General features: G+C 59.6%; 17 protein-coding genes and 3 tRNA genes. 9 read left to right on the top strand and 11 right to left on the bottom strand.

From position 1 onward, the window contains the following. Positions 1-13: 13 nt before the first annotated feature. The 4 genes from MHZ97_RS15290 to syd all read right to left on the bottom strand — a co-directional run bounded on the left by MHZ97_RS15290 (position 14) and on the right by syd (position 2706). Complete coding sequence (locus MHZ97_RS15290) at positions 14-460, bottom strand: flavodoxin (RefSeq protein WP_103795200.1); 447 nt, start codon at positions 458-460, stop codon at positions 14-16. Positions 461-471: 11 nt separating this feature from the next. After that, positions 472-1248 carry a tRNA pseudouridine(65) synthase TruC gene (gene truC, locus MHZ97_RS15285; RefSeq protein WP_103795201.1) on the bottom strand — a complete coding sequence of 259 codons (777 nt, stop codon included), beginning with the start codon at positions 1246-1248 and terminating at the stop codon, positions 472-474. Beyond that, a complete protein-coding gene (locus tag MHZ97_RS15280; protein ID WP_103795202.1) occupies positions 1248-1571 on the bottom strand; it encodes a YqcC family protein in 324 nt (107 codons plus the stop codon). The genes truC and MHZ97_RS15280 overlap by 1 nt, the downstream gene beginning before the upstream one ends. Before the next feature lie 571 nt (positions 1572-2142). After that, entirely contained in the window at positions 2143-2706 is a 564-nt protein-coding gene (syd, locus tag MHZ97_RS15275; protein ID WP_103795203.1) for a SecY-interacting protein, read from the bottom strand. 65 nt (positions 2707-2771) lie between these two features. Here syd and queF point away from each other — a divergent pair, with 65 nt between their 5' ends. The 3 genes from queF (at position 2772) to xni (ending at position 5966) form a co-directional block, all read left to right on the top strand. Continuing rightward, a complete protein-coding gene (gene queF, locus MHZ97_RS15270) occupies positions 2772-3617 on the top strand; it encodes an NADPH-dependent 7-cyano-7-deazaguanine reductase QueF (RefSeq protein WP_239314863.1) in 846 nt (281 codons plus the stop codon). A gap of 170 nt (positions 3618-3787) precedes the next feature. Continuing rightward, positions 3788-5149, top strand: a complete 1362-nt coding sequence (gene ppnN / locus MHZ97_RS15265) for a nucleotide 5'-monophosphate nucleosidase PpnN (RefSeq protein ID WP_048786947.1) — start codon at positions 3788-3790, stop codon at positions 5147-5149. Positions 5150-5189: 40 nt separating this feature from the next. Continuing rightward, a complete protein-coding gene (gene xni / locus MHZ97_RS15260) occupies positions 5190-5966 on the top strand; it encodes a flap endonuclease Xni (RefSeq protein WP_239314862.1) in 777 nt (258 codons plus the stop codon). Between the two features lie 3 nt (positions 5967-5969). Here xni and rlmM read toward each other — a convergent pair whose 3' ends face one another. From rlmM to MHZ97_RS15240, 4 genes are all read right to left on the bottom strand, one after another. After that, on the bottom strand, positions 5970-7067 hold the full coding sequence (rlmM, locus tag MHZ97_RS15255) for a 23S rRNA (cytidine(2498)-2'-O)-methyltransferase RlmM (RefSeq protein ID WP_239314861.1): 1098 nt from the start codon (positions 7065-7067) through the stop codon (positions 5970-5972). Continuing rightward, positions 7060-7455, bottom strand: a complete 396-nt coding sequence (locus MHZ97_RS15250) for a DUF423 domain-containing protein (protein WP_103795207.1) — start codon at positions 7453-7455, stop codon at positions 7060-7062. The genes rlmM and MHZ97_RS15250 overlap by 8 nt, the downstream gene beginning before the upstream one ends. Positions 7456-7505: 50 nt before the next feature. After that, complete coding sequence (locus MHZ97_RS15245; RefSeq protein WP_033752825.1) at positions 7506-8423, bottom strand: transcriptional regulator GcvA; 918 nt, start codon at positions 8421-8423, stop codon at positions 7506-7508. A 352-nt stretch (positions 8424-8775) separates the two neighbouring features. Beyond that, positions 8776-8997 carry a YgdI/YgdR family lipoprotein gene (locus MHZ97_RS15240; protein WP_103795208.1) on the bottom strand — a complete coding sequence of 74 codons (222 nt, stop codon included), beginning with the start codon at positions 8995-8997 and terminating at the stop codon, positions 8776-8778. Between the two features lie 196 nt (positions 8998-9193). Between MHZ97_RS15240 and csdA the strand changes: the two genes are divergently transcribed. Both csdA and csdE read left to right on the top strand, forming a co-directional pair. Continuing rightward, on the top strand, positions 9194-10408 hold the full coding sequence (gene csdA, locus MHZ97_RS15235; RefSeq protein WP_239314860.1) for a cysteine desulfurase CsdA: 1215 nt from the start codon (positions 9194-9196) through the stop codon (positions 10406-10408). Next, on the top strand, positions 10405-10854 hold the full coding sequence (gene csdE, locus MHZ97_RS15230; protein WP_103795210.1) for a cysteine desulfurase sulfur acceptor subunit CsdE: 450 nt from the start codon (positions 10405-10407) through the stop codon (positions 10852-10854). The genes csdA and csdE overlap by 4 nt, the downstream gene beginning before the upstream one ends. Before the next feature lie 3 nt (positions 10855-10857). On the opposite strand, the gene tcdA is transcribed toward csdE, so the two are convergent. Together tcdA and mltA are read right to left on the bottom strand one after the other, a co-directional pair. After that, the gene (tcdA, locus tag MHZ97_RS15225; RefSeq protein WP_048786952.1) at positions 10858-11661 is read right to left on the bottom strand and encodes a tRNA cyclic N6-threonylcarbamoyladenosine(37) synthase TcdA; all 804 of its coding nucleotides are present in this window, start codon (positions 11659-11661) and stop codon (positions 10858-10860) included. Between the two features lie 44 nt (positions 11662-11705). Next, on the bottom strand, positions 11706-12857 hold the full coding sequence (mltA, locus tag MHZ97_RS15220) for a murein transglycosylase A (protein WP_375337770.1): 1152 nt from the start codon (positions 12855-12857) through the stop codon (positions 11706-11708). Between the two features lie 206 nt (positions 12858-13063). On the opposite strand from mltA, the gene MHZ97_RS15215 reads away from it, so the two are divergent. The 3 genes from MHZ97_RS15215 to MHZ97_RS15205 all read left to right on the top strand — a co-directional run bounded on the left by MHZ97_RS15215 (position 13064) and on the right by MHZ97_RS15205 (position 13394). Then, positions 13064-13140: transfer RNA gene (locus tag MHZ97_RS15215), tRNA-Met, on the top strand. A gap of 50 nt (positions 13141-13190) precedes the next feature. Then, positions 13191-13267 (top strand) — tRNA-Met (locus MHZ97_RS15210). 50 nt (positions 13268-13317) lie between these two features. After that, positions 13318-13394 (top strand) — tRNA-Met (locus tag MHZ97_RS15205). Positions 13395-13475: 81 nt separating this feature from the next. Here MHZ97_RS15205 and amiC read toward each other — a convergent pair. Further along, positions 13476-14714, bottom strand: a complete 1239-nt coding sequence (amiC, locus tag MHZ97_RS15200; protein WP_103795212.1) for an N-acetylmuramoyl-L-alanine amidase AmiC — start codon at positions 14712-14714, stop codon at positions 13476-13478. A 231-nt stretch (positions 14715-14945) separates the two neighbouring features. Between amiC and argA the strand changes: the two genes are divergently transcribed. After that, a complete protein-coding gene (gene argA / locus MHZ97_RS15195) occupies positions 14946-16274 on the top strand; it encodes an amino-acid N-acetyltransferase (RefSeq protein WP_239314858.1) in 1329 nt (442 codons plus the stop codon). Positions 16275-16351: the final 77 nt, after the last annotated feature.

The raw sequence follows: 16351 nt of genomic DNA, 5'->3' as shown, positions 1-16351 counted from the left end.
GCGCGCGGTTAACTCAAAGCTGTTTTCCCCAGGCTTCAACCCAGGGCGACGTGACCGTCTCCGGCTCAGGATCTTCGGTAGCGTCCACCAGCAGCACCTCGCCGACGCGCTGCGCGTGCTGCTCCTGCAACAGCGCGTCAAAGGTTTTGCCCGCGCCGCAAAAGTGGTCGTAGCTGCTGTCGCCCAGCGCGATCACGCCGTAACGCAGCGTCGGCTGATAGCCCAGCTTATCTTTCACGTCGTGATAGAGCGCGGCGATATTGTCCGGGAAATTGCCCTGCCCGGTGGTCGAGGTGATCACCAGCGCGACATCGCTGCTGTAGCCCTGCCACTGCGCTAAGGTCGGATCGTCATAAACCGCCACGTCGTGCCCCTGCGCCTGTAAAATCGGCTGCGCCTCTTCCGCCACCAGCAGCGCGTTACCGTATACCGTACCTACAAAAATGCCAATCTTCGCCATGTGCCTGCTCCTTAAGCTGAGCTGCTATCCTCGCCTGCCGCGTCGGCAAACTCAAGTCCTGCGGCGGCGAACGCCGCCTGCCAGCCAAACGCGTCGGCCAGCCCGCGCCATATCCCGTCCAGGCCGGCGCGGATCACCAGCGGTTCGCCGGTCACCGGGTGCGTCAGCGCCAGGCTGCTGGCGTGCAGCATCAGGCGATCGGCACCGAAATGCTGCGCCGCGCCGCGATTCTGCCGCAGATCGCCGTGGGTGGTATCGCCGATAATCGGGTGGCGCAGGTGCGCCATATGGCGGCGCAGCTGGTGCTTGCGGCCCGTGCGCGGCGAGAGCTGCATCAGGCTGTAGCGCGCGCTCGGATAGCGCCCGATAGCCACCGGCATCTCCGCCCAGGCGAGCGCCTGATAGTCGGTCACCGCCGGCTGCGGCGCACGCGCTTCCGTGGCGAATTTATCGGCGATCTTGTCCAGCTCCTCTACCAGCGGGTAGTCGAGCGTGCCGCTCTCCTGCAGCCAGCCGCGCGTTACCGCGTGATAGGTTTTCTGCATCTGATGATGCTCAAACTGCTGCGACAGCAGGCGCCCCACTTCGCTGGAGAGGCCCATCAGCAGCACGCCCGAGGTGGGGCGATCGAGGCGATGCGCGGTAAAGACGTGCTGGCCTATCTGATCGCGCACCGTCTGCATGACCACCACTTTTTCTTTGCGATCCAGCCAGCTGCGATGCACCAGCCAGCCGGCGGGCTTGTTGACCGCCACCAGCCACTCATCCTGATAGATAATCTCCAGCATCAGGCGCGATCGTCCATAAACAGCGCATCGAGCTGGGTCAGGCTATGCAGGATCGGCCCATGGCCCGGCGTAGCGGCGGTCAGCGCGACTTCAAAATAGGGGGCGATAGCGAAATTTTGCGGCAGCGGCTGCTGCGCGGCAATAAGCGCCCGCATGCGCGGGATAAGAACCCACTGCAGCCACTCAAGCGGCTCCAGCGTGTCGAGACAGAAAGGCTGGCTGCTGGCGAGCGCGCTGGCGGACGGGGGCGTCTCCTGCCAGTGATGGTGATCGCGCAGCAGCGCTTCAAGCTGCTCCAGCCGTTGTAACAGTAAAAGGGTCATACGCCACCTCCAGCGAGCGGTAAATTGGGGCGGCAAGCATACCACCGCCGAACGCGCGCGCAAAAAAAGGGAGCACTGTTAAAACAGTGCTCCCGGTTCGTTTGCAGCTTTCCCGCTACTTTGATGCTCCCTGCTCATCCGTGACAACTTTTCCTGCGCGCTATCCTGCGCTTATCATCCCGATAATTCCTTTGGCTTCCGGGCCCACCGCGCATCATGTGCGGCTCTCGTTCTCCTTCCTGGAGGTGTCCCTGACTCTTTCCTGAGTGTCCTGCTTCATCCTGAAGCCTTCCGTGTGACGTAAACTCCGTTACGTTCCCGCCTCCTGGCATGACGTATCCTGACGCTATCTTCAATCCTCTGGCTTCCTGCCAACTGCTGACTATTCTGTCAGAGGCGGCTGAATAAACAAGATACTTAACAGCGTTACCTTATTTGTTTATAGACCAAATTTAGGAGTAATGCCATTAAGTCAATGATTCACAATCTTTTTACATTGCGGACTTCTGGATGGCCCTTGAGAAAAATGCCAATCTCTCACAGCATATGTAAGAGATATCTCACAATGCCACTAGCGATTATCTGCAAATGCCGGCATAACCACCTGTAAACCCTTAAGAAAGGTCTGAGTGTTTTCCGCCAGCACTTCTCGCTTTTGAGTACCGGGCTGTTCAAGAATAACTTCCCCGGTCAGATTGCAAACCGAGACGATCTCCTGCTCCGATTCGGTGGCAGCGATAAAGAGCGTCGGCGTCTGCTTTAAACGGCGCTTCATAATCAGATGTCCTATCAGGTTCTCCTGCAGCCGCAGGAAATCCTCTTCGCTCCAGACCTGCAGCAGCGACAACTCGAGCTGCCCCAGGCGCGCCGTCATATCGCCCGCGAACTGCGCGGTGTAAAAGGCGGCAATATCCTCCTGCAGCCGGATATCCAGCGCGCGCTCTACCGCTTCCAGCGTGGCAGGCAGGGTAAAGGGCTGCGGCTGCCACCATACCTCGTCAGCCTGAGTAGCGATAATACAGGGCGACGGCACGCCACAGAGCGCCTGGCTGGCGGGCGCGTGGCCGGTGCGCTGTTGCCAGGCGTCGCAGTAGCGGGCGGTAAATTCGCGCAGGGCATCGACAGTCTGTTGCATCTCTCTTTTTCTCACGTCTGATGGGTTACACTTATCTACTTTGTTTTGTATCACGGGTAACCGCTATGTCTTTATATGAAAAGGATCGGGCGCTGAGCAACCTGACCCTGGGCAAACCCACAGCCTATCACGATCAATACGATCCCAGCCTGCTTCAGGCGGTGCCGCGCAGCCTGAACCGCACGCCGCTGGGGCTGACGCCCGATGCGCTGCCCTTTAGCGGCGCGGATATCTGGACGCTTTACGAACTCTCCTGGCTTAACAGCAAGGGCGTGCCGCAGGTGGCGCTGGGCGAAGTGGTGCTGAACGCCACCAGCGAACATCTTATCGAGTCGAAGAGCTTTAAGCTTTACCTTAACAGCTTCAACCAGACGCGCTTCGCCGACTGGGGCGACGTGCGCCAGACGCTGGAGCGCGATCTCAGCGCCTGCGCGCAAGGCGAGGTCAGCGTGGCGCTGTTCCGCCTGAGCGAAGTAGAGGGCCAGCCCATCGGTCAGTTTAGCGGCTACTGCATTGACGAGCAGGATATTGAGATAAGCGACTACAGCTTTAATGCCGACTACCTGGCCAGTGCGGCGGGCAGTGAAACAGTGGAAGAGACGCTGGTCAGCCATCTGCTGAAGTCCAACTGCCTGATTACCAACCAGCCCGACTGGGGCTCGGTGATGATCCGCTACAAAGGCCCGCGCATCGACCGCGAGGCGCTGCTGCGCTACCTCATCTCTTTCCGCCAGCACAATGAGTTTCACGAGCAGTGCGTGGAGCGCATCTTTAACGACCTGCTGCGCTTCTGTCAGCCGCAGCAGCTCACCGTCTATGCGCGCTACACGCGCCGCGGCGGCCTGGATATTAATCCGTGGCGCAGCAACGTGCCCTTTACGCCGGGATATTCCCGCCTGGTGCGTCAGTAGCTTTGCGAGGCCTCTCGCAGGCTGCGCGTCAAAGGTTGCGTTCCTCTTGAGCATTCAGGGTCGACAAGGCACTCTGGTGAAGGCGGCGATCGGAGGATCGCCGACCAAGGGATTTTCGCCACCGCAACGGCGGTGTCATTAGTCACCCAGGCGGGTGTAACGGAGTTCATTTGATTACGCATATCAGCCCTCTTGGCTCAATGGATCTGCTCTCTCAGCTGGAAGTCGACATGCTCAAGCGCACGGCGAGCAGCGACCTTTACCAGCTGTTCCGCAACTGCTCCCTTGCCGTCCTGAATTCAGGCAGCCAGACCGACAGCAGTCACGAGCTGCTTTCCCGCTTTGAAAATTTCGACATCAACGTGCTGCGCCGCGAGCGCGGCGTTAAGCTGGAACTGATCAATCCGCCGGAAGAGGCGTTTGTTGACGGACGTATTATCCGCTCGCTGCAGGCCAACCTGTTCGCCGTGCTGCGCGACATTCTGTTTGTTAACGGCCAGCTGGCGATCGCCGGCATGGAAGAGGCGCCGCCGGATGATTCGGCGCATATCACCAACCAGGTTTTCTCTATCCTGCGCAACGCGCGCGCGCTGCATATCGGGGAGTATCCGAATACCGTCGTCTGCTGGGGCGGCCACTCCATCAACGCGGTGGAGTATCAGTACTGCCGCAACGTCGGCACCCAGCTGGGCCTGCGCGAGCTGAATATCTGCACCGGCTGCGGGCCAGGCGTAATGGAGGCGCCGATGAAAGGCGCGGCGGTGGGCCATGCGCAGCAGCGCTACCGCGACAGCCGCTTTATCGGCCTGACCGAGCCGTCGATTATCGCCGCCGAGCCGCCGAATCCGCTGGTGAACGAACTTATCATCATGCCGGATATCGAAAAACGTCTGGAAGCCTTTGTGCGCATCGCGCACGGCATCATTATTTTCCCGGGCGGCGTGGGCACCGCGGAAGAGCTGCTCTATCTGCTGGGCATTATGATGAACCCGCAGAACCACGAGCAGGTGCTGCCGCTGATCCTCACCGGCCCGCAGGAGAGCGCCGACTACTTCCACGTACTGGATGACTTTATCGTTAATACGCTGGGCGAAGCGGCGCGCCGCCACTACAAGATCATTATCGACGACGCTGCCGAAGTGGCGCGCCTGATGAAAAAAGCGATGCCGCAGGTGAAAGAGTATCGCCGCGAAACGGGCGACGCCTACAGCTTTAACTGGTCGATCCGTATCTCGCCCGATCTGCAGAAGCCGTTTCTGCCGACCCATGAAAATATGGCCAACCTTAATCTCTACACCAGCCAGCCGGCGGAGCAGCTGGCGGCGGATCTGCGTCGCGCCTTCTCCGGTATCGTCGCCGGGAACGTAAAAGAGATCGGCATACGGGAAATTCGTGAGAAAGGGCCCTATAAGCTGCACGGCGAGCCGGACATTATGCGCCGCATGGATGAACTGCTGCAGGGCTTTGTCGCCCAGCACCGCATGAAGCTGCCGGGCACCGCCTATATCCCCTGCTACGAAATCATTAAATAAACCGCAAGGAAGGCAGCCCTGAGGGGCTGCCGTTTAGCTTATGTCATTTCACCTTCTTATTGTGGACGCGCTCAACCTGATCCGTCGTCTGCACGCAGTACAGGGATCGCCCTGCGTCGAGGGTTGCGTCGCGGCGCTGCGCCAGCTTCTGGGGCATACGCAGCCGACCCACGCCGTGGCGGTATTCGACAGCGAACAGCGTCACCAGGGCTGGCGTCATCAGCTGCTGCCGGACTATAAAAGCGGCCGGCCGCCTATGCCGGAAGATCTGCATGCCGAACTGCCCGCGCTGCAGGAGGCGTTTCGCCGCGTCGGCGTCAGCTGCTGGATCGCCGAGGCGGATGAAGCGGACGACCTGGCCGCCACGCTGGCGGTAAAAATGGCGCAGGCGGGCCATCAGGCGACCATCGTCTCAACCGATAAAGGCTACTGCCAGCTGCTGGCGCCGCAGATCCGCATCCGCGACTACTTTCAAAAGCGCTGGCTGGATCTGCCCTTTATCGAAAATGAGTTCGGCGTCGCGCCGCAGCGGCTGCCCGATTACTGGGGGCTGTGCGGCATCAGCAGCAGCAAGATCCCCGGCGTGGCGGGCATCGGCCCGAAGAGCGCGAAAACGCTGTTGCAGACCTTCGAAAACCTGGAGGTGCTCTATGCGCGGCTTGATGAGGTGCCGGAAAAATGGCGCGCGAAGCTGATCGCGGGCCGCGAGTCGGCCCTTCTCAGCCGACAGGTGGCGATGCTGAAGCAGGATCTGGTGTTGCAGGGAAATCTGAAAACGCTGCGCTATGAAGGCCAGGCGACGCCGCGCCCGGCCTGACGCTTAGCGTTCGTCGCGGCGGCCGGGAATGGCGCCCCAGATGCGGCGGATATGCACCGTCACCTCTTCGCGGTCGTGGTAGAGCTGGCGGGCGCGGATCTGCGCGTTGATGCCCTGCGCCTTTAGCGCCTCGTCGATCATCGCCAGATTCTGCGTTACCTCTTCGTAGCGCTTTTTCATCGGCAGCTTGAGGTTAAAGATCGCCTCGCGGCACCAGCCGTTGATCAGCCATTCGGTCATCAGGCTGGCGACGCGCACCGGCTTCTCTACCATGTCGCACACCAGCCAGTCGTTGTTGCGCGTCGGGCGAAACTTAAAGCCATCCTCGCGGCAGTGCGTGACCTGTCCGGTCTCCATCAGGCTCGGCGCCATCGGGCCGTTATCTACCGCGTCAACCCACATGCTGCGCTTCACCAGCTGATAGGTCCAGCCGCCGGGGCAGGCGCCGAGATCGACCGCGTGCATGCCGCCCGCCAGACGCTCGTCCCACTCGTCGGCAGGAATAAAGACGTGAAACGCCTCTTCCAGCTTCAGCGTCGAGCGGCTCGGCGCATCGGCCGGGAACTTCAGGCGCGGAATGCCCATATAAAACGGCGAGTTGTTGCCAACGACAGAGTAGCCGACATAGCAGGCGCCGGGCGCAATAAAGAAGACGTGCACCACCGGACGCTTCGGGCTTTCGTAGTTAAGCAGAATGCCCGCTTCGCGCAGGCTGGCGCGCAGCGGTACGGTAAACTTGCGGCAAAACTTCGTCAGCTCTTTTGCGTCGTTGGTGTCCGGCACCTCGACGCGCAGCTCGCCGCCCTTCTCCACCACGCCGGTCAGCATGCCGACAATCGGCGCGATGCGATCGTCCGGCGGCAGATCTTTCAGCAGCTCGCCGACCACCAGCATCTGGCGGGCAAAGATCAGCCTCTCAAAAGGCAGCTCGCGCACCAGGCGATCCGCCTCTTCGTGCTGATAGCATTCGAACAGCACATAGCCGCTGTTCTCTTTTACCCGCGGGAAGCCGTAGATTTCACGCTCGGCGGCAGCGGCGGCGATTTCCGCGGCGCACTCTTTTTCAAAACCGGGACGGCAATAGAGTAAAACTTTATTCATGGCGATCTGCCTTTCGTTTAAGACGCAGCGCGCCAATCAACATCAGAAACCAGCCGACCAGGAAACAGAGCCCGCCGACCGGCGTAACAAAAACCCAAAACTTCAGATGCGACAGCGCCAGAGAGTAGAGGCTGCCGCTGAACAGCACGATGCCAAGGGCAAGAAAGGCGCTGCTCCAGTAGAACCAGAGGTTGGCGCGGCGCAGCATGGCGGCGCCGAGACCGATAACCGCCAGCGTATGGTACGCCTGATACTCCAGCCCGGTATGGATCCAGGCCATTTCGGTTGGCCCCAGAGAGCGGCTTAAAACATGGGCGCCAAAAGCGCCAAAGGCCACCAGCAAAAAACCGCTGATGGCGGCAAAGATAAACATGGCACGACTGGACATCTGACTATCCTCAAGGTGCATCTGTACTTCACTCTACAGAAATCAGTTAGTTAGTGGTCGTAGCGAAAGCGAAATTTTTCTTGTTCGCTGGCGGCTTTCGCGATGATCCACTGTCGAAAGGCGGCTATTTTACCCAGTTCTGCCTGGCTGTCATGACAAACCAGATAAAAAGCGTTTTTACTTACCAGCACGTCGTTGAACGGGCAGATCAGCCGACCAGCTTCGATTTCGCTCTGCGCCATCACGTTATTGGCCAGCGCCACGCCCTGGCCGTGGATCGCCGCCTGCAACACCATGGCGCTGTGGCTGAAAATCGGCCCCTGCTGCACATTAATATGCTGCAGGCCCAGCTGCCGAATATAGGATTGCCAGTCGCGCCGCGAGGCGTCGTGCAGCAGCGTAAAGCGCGACAGATCCATCGGCGTTTTCAACGGGTTGTCGCCGGTCATCAGCGCGGGCGAGCAGACCGGCAGCAGATATTCGGCATAGAGTTTCTCCACCCGCAGTCCTGGCCAGTTGCCGCGGCCGTAGAAAATCGCCACGTCAACGTCGTCAGCCAGTTTCTCCTCATCGCGGTCCACCGCCTGGATACGCACGTCGATGCCCGGATAAGCCATATTAAAGCTGGAGAGGCGCGGCACCAGCCACTGAATGGCAAAGCTCGGCAGCAGGCTGACGGTCAGCGCGCCCTTCGCGCTGCGCGCCTGAAGCTTGCGCGTCGCGTCGTTTAGGGCGGTGAAGATCTCTTTAATATCGAGATAGTAGCTTTGTCCCTCTTCCGTCAGCAGCAGCGAACGATTCCTCCGGCGAAACAGCTTAAGCCCCAGAAAATCTTCCAGCGATTTTATCTGATGGCTGACGGCTGCCTGGGTGACGAACAGCTCTTCGGCGGCTTTGGTAAAGCTGAGATGACGCGCCGCGGCGTCAAACACGCGGAGTGCATTAAGAGGAGGAAGGCGTTTCGACATGGTTTTCCGTGCTCGGATCAGGGGCAATACGCATGCGCTTATAAAAAGCGGTCACATATTAGTTTTAGTAATCCGAGGCATTATAAATTGTCCGTTGAGGAAGCTCCAGCAAATACCTATAGTTGCCGCACTTCCTGAGCCGGAACGAAAAGATTTCAGGATTTGTGAGTGAGTTCGCAGATTTCCGGGAAGCTTTTGGCTTGTGGTCGTGATGTTGTGTTTGCATTTTGATCTGCCGCTTTGCAGATCAAGCTTTTAATTCCTGTAGATTTACCCTGTCTGTCCATAGTGATTTTGAATAGCACCGCAAATTGCGGTGCTTTTTTTTTGCCTGCAGCCGAAGCCGAAGCGATTACTGCATCTCAACCATCTCTTTGACGTCAGCGCGGTTAATCTGCTGCTTGTTGCCGTTAGCGTCTTTATAACTGATCATACCGGTATCGCTGTCTACGGAAGGCTTGCCTTCTGAAACAATGGTGCGACCGTCATTGGTATGCATAACGTAATTGCTTGAACACGCGGCCAGAGTAAAAGCCATAGCGCAGACAGCCAGCACTGCTGAAAGTTTTTTCATTTTCTATCTCCTTGTAGATGATTGCATCAAACCACCCGCATGGGCTAACTCTGGTCAAATTGACTAAAGAAGGTTGCTCATTGTGCGGGTTTTGGTTTAAACCTTGCATTAATCAGCATAACGCGCTTTTACAGCTTTGCCAGGAGAGCGCCAGGCTTTTGATCTGGCCCTGTTTATTTGTATGACGAGACAAAGCATGACCGCATTCAATCCCACCGCCTTCCGCCAGCAGTTTCCCGCGCTGAGTGACGCCGGCGTTTATCTCGACAGCGCCGCCACGACGCTCAAGCCCCAGGTGGTCATTGACACCACGCAACAGTTTTACAGCCTGAGCGGCGGCACCGTGCATCGCAGCCAGTACGGCGCGGCGCGTCAGCTCACCGAGCGTTATGAACAGGCGCGCTATCAGGTGGCGCGCCTGCTGAATGCGGAGAACGGCCACCAGATCGTCTGGACGCGCGGCACCACGGAAGCGATCAACCTGGTCGCCAACGGCTGGCTGCTGCCGCGGCTAAAGGCTGGCGACGAGATCCTGGTGAGCGAGGCGGAGCACCACGCCAATCTGGTGCCCTGGCTGATGGTGGCGCAGGCGAGTGGCGCAAAGGTGGTGAAGTGGCCCATCGGTGCCGATCGCCTGCCAGATATCGCGCTGCTGCCGTCGCTGCTTAACGCGCGTACCCGGCTGCTGGCCATCGGCCAGATGTCCAACGTCACCGGCGGCTGCCCGGATCTGGCGCAGGCGATCGCGCTGGCGCACGGCGTCGGCGCGAAAGTTATGGTCGACGGCGCGCAGGGCGTGGCGCACTGCCCAACCGACGTGCAGGCGCTGGATATCGATTTCTACGCCTTTTCGGCCCATAAGCTCTACGGCCCGACCGGCATCGGCGCGCTCTATGGCAAAGCCGAACTGCTGGAAGAGATGTCGCCGTGGCAGGGGGGCGGCAAAATGCTGACGCAGGTCGATTTTAACGGCTTCACGCCGCAGCCTGTCCCCTGGCGCTTCGAGGCTGGCACGCCAAACGTGGCGGGCGTGGTGGGACTGAGCGCCGCGCTCAGCTGGTGTGAGCAGCACGACTGGCTGAAAGCGGAGATGTGGAGCCAGCAGCTTGCCAGCCTGGCCGAAGAGCAGCTGGGCGAGTTTCCCGGTTTCCGCAGCTATCGCGCGAGCCGGTCGAGCGTGCTGGCGTTCGATTTTAAAGGCGTGCACCACAGCGATATCATCACGCTGCTGGCGGAACAGGGCATCGCGCTGCGCGCCGGTCAGCACTGTGCGCAGCCGCTGATGGCAGCGCTGGGCGTGAGCGGCACGCTGCGCGTCTCTTTTGCACCCTATAATAATTTGCAGGATGTGGACGCGCTGACGCGCGCCGTCTACACCGCGCTCGACCTGCTGTCGGAGGAGGAAGTATGAGTCACGCCCTGGCTGGCCCGCACCCGTTTGGCGATCTGATTACCCTGGACGGCCTGAAAGAGAAGTTCGCCCATTTTCAGCAGTGGGAGGATCGCTATCGCCAGCTTATCCAGCTCAGCCGCCAGCTGCCTGCCCTGCCGGAGGCGCTGAAAACCGCTGATATCGAGCTAAGCGGCTGCGAAAACCGCGTCTGGCTCGGCAGCCAGCGTCGCCAGGATGGCACGCTGCATTTTTACGGCGACAGCGAAGGCCGCATCGTGCGCGGTTTGCTGGCGGTGCTGCTGACCGCCGTGGAGGGCAAAACGCCGCAGGCGCTGCTGGCGGAAGATCCGCTGCAGCTGTTTGACGAGCTTGGGCTGCGCGCTCAGCTCAGCGCCTCGCGCAGCAGCGGCCTGAAAGCGCTGGCGGAGGCGGTCCATCAGGCCGCGCGCGCGGCGCAGCCCTGAAGGTTACGCCGCCTGACGCGCCGCGCGCGCCAGATACTTCTTTAGCGCATGAGAAACGGCGACAAAGCCGAAGGTAGCGGTCACCATAGTGGCCGCGCCAAATCCCGCTTCGCAATCCATTCTTTTCGGCCCTTCGGCGGTGCTGCGCGCGGCGCAGACGCTGCCGTCCGGCTGCGGATACATCAGCGCTTCGGTAGAGAAGACGCAGTCGATGCCCAGCTTGCCTTTGCTGTTTTTCACCACGCCGAGCGCCTTCAGCCGCTCGCGCAGCTTCGCCGCCAGCGGATCCTGAATCGTCTTCGCCAGATCGGCCACCTGGATCTGGGTCGGATCGATCTGGCCACCCGCGCCGCCGGTGGTAATCAGCGGGATCTTGTTGCGGCGGCACCAGGCGATCAGCGCCGCTTTTGGCCGCACGCTGTCGATGGCGTCGATCACATAGTCGTAGCCCGCCGCCATCAACTCGGCGGTGTTGTCCGGCGTGATAAAGTCGTCGATGCAGATCACCTCGCAGTCGGGATTAATGGCGCGCAGCCGCTCCGCCATCACCTCGGTTTTCGCTTTGCCGACGTTGCCGTTCAGCGCGTGGATCTGCCGATTGGTGTTGGTAATGCAGACATCGTCCATATCGATCAGGGTAATTTTGCCGATGCCGGTACGCACCAGCGCTTCCGCCGCCCAGGAGCCGACGCCGCCGATGCCGATAACGCAGAAGTGCGCCGCGGCAAAACGCGACAGCGCATCCTGCCCATAAAGACGTGCCGTGCCGCCAAAACGCTGACGCCAGGCGTCGTTAACCACACTCATAATTAACCTTGTTGCTTCATGCGGGCCGTGCGGCCCGCAGAGAATCAGTTTGAACCCAGTAACAGAGAGCCATTATCGCCGTTTTGCGGGTTGCTGAACAGCGGCTGCCCGGCACCCGGCGCGGCCTTCAGCACCCAGACGCGACCATAGTGGTTATAGAAGCCCGCCAGGTGCGCCGCGTCGGGCCCAATACCCTGATAGATATCAAAGTGCTGTCCCTTAATGGCACCGCCGACGTCCAGCGCCACCATCAGGCGCATCTCATACTTGCCGTTGAACTTGCCTTTTTCGTTCAGCTGCGGCACTTCCGCCAACAGCGCGGTTCCCGCCGGGATCAGCGAGCGGTCCGACGCGACAGAGGCCTTCGCCACCAGCGGCACCGCGCTGGCGCCGCGCACTAGCGTATAGGGTTCCGGCTTAAAGAAGACGAACGACGGGTTGGTTTCCAGCAGCGCGCGCACCTCCTGCTCGGAGTGCGATGCCGCCCAGTCGCGAATCGCCTGCATCGACATATCTTCGCGCTTCACCTCGCCGCGATCGATCAGCTCTTTGCCGATGCTGTGATAGGCCCAGCCGTTTTTGCCGCCGTAGCCAAAGAAGGTCATTGGACGGCCGTCGCCGTAGTCAACGTAGCCGCTGCCCTGCACGTCCATAATAAAGTTATCGATCAGCGAATTGCTCCAGCCGATCACATAGCGTTCGTCCAGCGCGCCGTTATAGATAGCAGCGCGGCTCGGCAGCTTCGCACCGCGCTTGCGCGGCGGCATGCGGTAGATGGGGTACTGGAACTCGCCCTGACGCGTATAGCGCGCCTGCACCACCGGCGTGTAGTAGCCGGTAAACTGCACGTTGCCGTAGTTATCGGTTCCTTCCATCTGGAAGGCGTTCAGGCCGAACTGACGCAGCTGGCGCGTGTCGGCGCCCGCCATCAGCCAGCTTTCAATCGCGCTGTAGGTGCCGGTATGGCGTCCATACAGCGCGGAAGAGGCGGACTGGATCTGCCGCACCTGCTCGCCAAAATCTCTGCCGTTGACCGGTCGGCCTTTGGCGTTGGGCTGGTTAACCAGCGCCAGCGGCTGTTCCAGCTTGCCGTCTTTATATTGCTGCCCGCGGTCGGTCGGTTTCGAGCTACAACCCGCCAGCAGCGCAAACATTGCACCAGTAAGTGCGTACTTCGCCCAGTGTCCTTTATTCATCGCCATCTCTTTTATTCATCAGTTTTCGCCCCGCGACGATAGCAAAGCGTCTGGCAGATTGAAATCCGCCTTCCCCTTCCCAGTGCGCAGCTGTGCGATAATTAGCCATATGGAGAAAATATTCAGCAAACAATCCCTAATTTGGCGCTTCGCGCGAAAAAGGGGTTGCATCATCAGCTCCAGGAGGTATAGTGCGCATCCACGGACGCGGGATGGAGCAGCCTGGTAGCTCGTCGGGCTCATAACCCGAAGGTCGTCGGTTCAAATCCGGCTCCCGCAACCAAATCTTCTTATGAAGAGAGAATGTGAAAAAGACGCAATGCGCACTACGGACGCGGGATGGAGCAGCCTGGTAGCTCGTCGGGCTCATAACCCGAAGGTCGTCGGTTCAAATCCGGCTCCCGCAACCAACTCTTCTTGTGAAGAGAGAATGTGAAAAAGACGCAAAGCGCACTACGGACGCGGGATGGAGCAGCCTGGTAGCTCGTCGGGCTCATAACCCGAAGGTCGTCGGTTCAAATCCGGCTCCCGCAACCAACATTTAAGCACCTTAAGGGTGCTTTTTTGTTTTTGTGCCTTCTGAAAACGGGATGGCGCAGGCCATCCCCTCTTCTGCCGTTAGCGTCGCGCCCCGCCCTTCTCGAAGTAAGCCTTTATGCCGTGGAAAATCGCTTCAGCCACCTGCTGCTGATAGCGGCTGGTACGCAGCTTGCGCTCCTCTGCCACGTTGCTGATAAAGGCGGTTTCCACCAGAATCGACGGAATATCCGGCGCCTTCAGCACCGCAAAGCCCGCCTGATCGACGGTACGCTTGTGCAGATGGTTGATGCGCCCCATACGATGCAGCACCTCTTTGCCGAACGTCAGGCTATCGTGAATGGTCTGGCGCTGCACCATATCGAACATGGTGTGGTCGAGATAGCGATCGCCGCTCTTGCTGACGCCGCCGATAAGATCCGATTCGTTCTGCGTCTGCGCCAGGAAACGGGCCGCCGCCGAGGTCGCACCTTTGGTTGAGAGCGCGAATACCGAGGAGCCGCGCGCGCTGCGGCTGGTAAAGGCGTCGGCGTGTATCGAGACAAAGAGATCGGCGCGCTGCTTGCGCGCTTTCGCCACCCTCACCCGCAGCGGAATAAACACATCCTCGTTGCGCGTCATATAGGCTTTCATATTGGGCTCTTTATCGATCAGCGCCTTAAGCCGTCGCCCCATCTTCAGCACGATATCTTTTTCACGCGTTTTGTATTTGCCGTGCGCGCCGGGATCTTCGCCGCCGTGACCTGGATCGATCATCACGATCAGCGGTCGGTCGCGTCCCGCCTTGCCGGGCAGCGGCGCGGACGCCGGCTCGTTGCGTTCCAGATCGCCCTGGTTGTAATCCTTCAGCAGCGCCAGCAGCGGATCGTCTTCTGCGCTATGCTGGCTCGGATAGAGATCCACCACCAGCCGGTGTTTGATCCCGGCCACCGGCGCCAGCGTAAAGGTTTTCGGCGCGACGTTGCGCTTCAGCTCCAGCACAATGCGCACGGTATTGGCGTCAAACTGCCCGACCCGCGCATTTTTAATAAAGGGATCGCTTACGCGCACCAGCTTGTCGACGCCTTTCAGCACCGGATTGAGATGCATATTTGCGATATCAATGACCAGCCGATCCGGATGCGAGAGCGCAAACTGCTTATAGTGAAGCGGCACGCTGGACTCCAGCGTCATGCGCGAATAGGTCGAAGATGGCCAGATGCGAACCGCGACGATATGGTTTTTTGCCGCCAGGCCTGTGCGGCTGACGCTCAGTAGCAATAATGCGCCGGTACCCTGCAGGAGCCTTCTGCGGGAAATAAGGGGATTTGATTCTGACATGCCGCTCCAGCTGCTCTGTTCTGTCTAAAAAAGCGCCACTTTAATAAACGGCGCTGAAAACTTTAGCCCATCCTTTTGGCTAAGTCATCCTGGAAAAGCTAAATAATGCAGTCTCTTAGCTGCCAGCGCACCCGAAAAAACGTAAATTTACGTCAGGTTTACCGCTTGCAAATAGCGCCCTAAAAGAATAAAAATACAAAAATTACGAATAATCATTCATTGAGGTTTGCCGTGAAGGAACGTAGTACTGAGCTGGTTCAGGGTTTTCGCCACACCGTTCCCTATATCAATGCCCACCGTGGCAAGACCTTTGTCATCATGCTGGGCGGCGAAGCGATCGAGCATGAGAATTTCTCCAGCATCGTTAACGATATCGGCCTGCTGCACAGTCTCGGCATTCGCCTGGTGGTGGTCTATGGCGCGCGTCCGCAGATTGACGCCAGCCTCGCGGCGCATCAGCTGGAGCCGGTTTACCACAAGTACACCCGCGTCACCGACGCCCAGTCGCTGGAGCTGGTAAAGCAGGCGGCGGGACGGCTGCAGCTCGACATCACGGCGCGACTCTCAATGAGCCTCAACAATACGCCGCTGCAGGGCGCGCATATCAACGTCGTCAGCGGCAACTTTATTATCGCGCAGCCGCTGGGCGTGGATGACGGCGTCGATTACTGCCACAGCGGGCGCATTCGCCGCATCGACGAAGAGGCGATCCATCGTCAGCTGGATAACGATGCGATCGTACTGCTCGGCCCGGTGGCGGTTTCCGTTACCGGCGAAAGTTTTAACCTGACGTCAGAAGAGGTCGCCACCCAGCTGGCCATTAAGCTGAAGGCGGAGAAGATGATCGGCTTCTGCTCCGAGCAGGGGGTGCCGCGCCGCGACGGCACCATTATCTCCGAGCTGTTCCCGAACGACGCGCAGGCGCGCATCGACGAGATGGAGAGCGACGGCGACTACCTTTCTGGCACGGTGCGCTTCCTGCGTGGCGCGGTGAAAGCCTGCCGCAGCGGCGTGCGCCGCAGCCATCTGATTAGCTATCAGGAAGATGGCGCGCTGTTGCAGGAGCTCTTCTCCCGCGACGGTATCGGCACGCAGATCGTAATGGAGTCGAGCGAGCAGATCCGCCGCGCCACCATTAACGATATCGGCGGCATACTTGAGCTTATCCGCCCGCTGGAGCAGCAGGGTATCCTGGTGCGTCGCTCGCGCGAGCAGCTGGAGATGGAGATCGACAAGTTCACCATTATCATTCGCGACAACCTGACCATCGCCTGCGCGGCGCTCTACCCTTTTATGGATGAGAAAATCGGCGAAATGGCCTGCGTGGCGGTGCATCCGGACTATCGCAGCTCGTCGCGCGGCGAGATGCTGCTGCAGCGCGTTGCGCTTCAGGCGCGGCAGATGGGGCTGGAGAAGCTGTTCGTACTCACGACGCGCAGCATTCACTGGTTTCAGGAGCGCGGTTTTACGCCGGTGGATATTGAGTCGCTGCCGGAGAGTAAAAAGCAGATGTATAACTATCAGCGGCGCTCAAAGGTGCTGATGGCCGACCTGACCTGAGTGGCCAGCCGGCTCCTCTTTCGGACGGCCCCGTAGCTGATTGCGCGGGCGGCATGGGCCGTGGAGCAAAGCGTCCT

Source organism: Pantoea sp. ACRSC (assembly GCF_022346785.1).
In the GTDB taxonomy this organism is placed as follows: domain Bacteria; phylum Pseudomonadota; class Gammaproteobacteria; order Enterobacterales; family Enterobacteriaceae; genus Pantoea; species Pantoea alvi.
Note: the sequence above shows the minus strand (reverse complement) of the source record. Positions and strands in the feature narration are given on the sequence as shown.

What these genes read in the sequence shown, in the direction of transcription:
- truC (WP_103795201.1), bottom strand. Translation starts at nt 1,248, where the DNA reads ATGCTGGAGATTATCTATCAGGATGAGTGGCTGGTGGCGGTCAACAAG.
- MHZ97_RS15250 (WP_103795207.1), bottom strand. Translation starts at nt 7,455, where the DNA reads ATGTCCAGTCGTGCCATGTTTATCTTTGCCGCCATCAGCGGTTTTTTG.
- MHZ97_RS15290 (WP_103795200.1), bottom strand. Translation starts at nt 460, where the DNA reads ATGGCGAAGATTGGCATTTTTGTAGGTACGGTATACGGTAACGCGCTG.
- queF (WP_239314863.1), top strand. Translation starts at nt 2,772, where the DNA reads ATGTCTTTATATGAAAAGGATCGGGCGCTGAGCAACCTGACCCTGGGC.
- csdA (WP_239314860.1), top strand. Translation starts at nt 9,194, where the DNA reads ATGACCGCATTCAATCCCACCGCCTTCCGCCAGCAGTTTCCCGCGCTG.
- MHZ97_RS15240 (WP_103795208.1), bottom strand. Translation starts at nt 8,997, where the DNA reads ATGAAAAAACTTTCAGCAGTGCTGGCTGTCTGCGCTATGGCTTTTACT.
- rlmM (WP_239314861.1), bottom strand. Translation starts at nt 7,067, where the DNA reads ATGAATAAAGTTTTACTCTATTGCCGTCCCGGTTTTGAAAAAGAGTGC.
- MHZ97_RS15245 (WP_033752825.1), bottom strand. Translation starts at nt 8,423, where the DNA reads ATGTCGAAACGCCTTCCTCCTCTTAATGCACTCCGCGTGTTTGACGCC.
- MHZ97_RS15280 (WP_103795202.1), bottom strand. Translation starts at nt 1,571, where the DNA reads ATGACCCTTTTACTGTTACAACGGCTGGAGCAGCTTGAAGCGCTGCTG.
- tcdA (WP_048786952.1), bottom strand. Translation starts at nt 11,661, where the DNA reads ATGAGTGTGGTTAACGACGCCTGGCGTCAGCGTTTTGGCGGCACGGCA.
- syd (WP_103795203.1), bottom strand. Translation starts at nt 2,706, where the DNA reads ATGCAACAGACTGTCGATGCCCTGCGCGAATTTACCGCCCGCTACTGC.
- xni (WP_239314862.1), top strand. Translation starts at nt 5,190, where the DNA reads ATGTCATTTCACCTTCTTATTGTGGACGCGCTCAACCTGATCCGTCGT.
- amiC (WP_103795212.1), bottom strand. Translation starts at nt 14,714, where the DNA reads ATGTCAGAATCAAATCCCCTTATTTCCCGCAGAAGGCTCCTGCAGGGT.
- csdE (WP_103795210.1), top strand. Translation starts at nt 10,405, where the DNA reads ATGAGTCACGCCCTGGCTGGCCCGCACCCGTTTGGCGATCTGATTACC.
- mltA (WP_375337770.1), bottom strand. Translation starts at nt 12,857, where the DNA reads ATGAATAAAGGACACTGGGCGAAGTACGCACTTACTGGTGCAATGTTT.